Source organism: Spirosoma areae (assembly GCF_054781775.1).
In genome coordinates this window covers 1-1,532 of sequence record NZ_BAAGTT010000017.1, presented here as the reverse complement: position 1 = coordinate 1,532, position 1,532 = coordinate 1, and the positions used below count along the sequence as shown (strand labels likewise).

Sequence of the window (1,532 nt, the reverse complement as noted above, 5' to 3'; positions counted from 1 at the left end):
TAATCACCATACTTTCCTGTGGGGTGGGCCTTCGACCAGTTCCTGCCATCCGACACGTGCAGGGTGTGGGTGGTATGGCGGGGCCTTTGGTCGGCAGGCACGTGCATCCAGCAAGTCAGGAACTTGAGCCGCTCCTTAGGGTTAGCCGCTTCTAAATCCAGCCAGATGCTGTTATCTGATCCCGCCGTGACGAGCTTCTCGCCAGAGTAGGCAGGTCCTTTAGGCAGGAGCAGGTTACCGCCAGCCAGACCTAAGTCCGGCCGCTGCCAGTGAACCAAATCCTGACTGGTAGCCATGGCCAATCCTCCCAGCCAGCCGGCTCGATAAAACATTTTGAATAAGCCTACCTTCCAATCGAAAAAAACACCCCCATGGCCTGTGTACACCACCGAACGTTTCCCGTCCGGTCCCCCTACCTCATCTGCGCTCTGCGGCTTGTAAACCGGGTTGCCCTCAAACTTTTTAGCCTGGTGAAACCTCAACTTGAGGGTTGTGTTCTCCACCAAAAAATCATCAACAAACAACTGCCTACCCACATCGATGGGAATCACAGCGGGTGGATTCTTCAAGTACGGCACTGGCATGGGTTCTTCGGATTCTGGCAAAAAATGCCTCGGTGGCCACACTTCGGGCAGTACAATCCCATTGTATAGGGGGTCATTTTTTACCCCATTCCTTTCTATCCAATTGCCTTGAAGTAGTGAAAAATTATTTGCGCGGAAAAAAGCGGGAGAAAAGAAAATACTTCGGGCAGTCTGTTGAAGAAAGAGACGTCTTTTCATGGAATGAACGGTTTTCGTGAACTTGGTTGCAACGCGTTTCTGCCGACCGTGTCCCTGATGCCAGTGTAGCCCGGGCCTCCCGCTGCCATATAGCCCTCACTCCGACCGGTTGCGTCCTGACTCACCCAGAAGGCATACAAGGACCCACCCGTTAGCTCAAAATGCAGCCGCACGGGCTGGCCCCGCAGCACCGACAGGTCGGCTCCTGCCTGCCACCGCAACTGAGCCAGGGTGCTGTCCCCGGTTAAGGGTATACTGTTTTCCAATGTGAAGGGAGACAAAGGTTTACCAGACAAGTCTTGCACTTCGGCCCGCAGTGTGCCTTGTGGCACGGAGGCATTGATGAACAGGTGCTTTCCAGAAAAGGTGATGGGCCGGGTGGTAAGCGTACCTGCGTTTGATCCGGCATCCAGCGAAGCAAACCCGTCCCGACGCAGAAAAGCCAGCCCGATGCTGGCGCCATTGTAACTGCCTCTCGTGCCGTCGGTGGCAACCCCCGAGAAGCCCGTGTAAGGAAAAACCAAGAAATCTTTTAATACCACAAACACACCTGTAGGAGTCCTTATGTATCCCCGGTCCCAAGCGTTTTCGGTGCGCTCTGCCCGGATGAATCCCCGTCGGTCGGGCCGGTGCCAGTGGAAGCCATCCCGGCTAAAGCCCAGTTCCAGATCGGTCAGCTTGGGAAACTTACCCGCATCGCATACGGCGTTCTGTGGCCCCCGCAGAATCTGGTGCATCCCTACCAGTATG

Annotated in this window: 2 protein-coding genes; both read right to left on the bottom strand. The window is 55.2% G+C overall.

All coding sequences use genetic code 11. The annotated features are described in order from the left end of the window. The coding region (locus tag ACYVI1_RS08420; RefSeq protein WP_460908802.1) for a hypothetical protein at positions 1-584 on the bottom strand (584 nt) is incomplete at its 3' end. A gap of 194 nt (positions 585-778) precedes the next feature. Next, a partial coding sequence (locus ACYVI1_RS08415; RefSeq protein ID WP_460908800.1) for a hypothetical protein occupies positions 779-1,532 on the bottom strand: 754 nt, incomplete at its 5' end.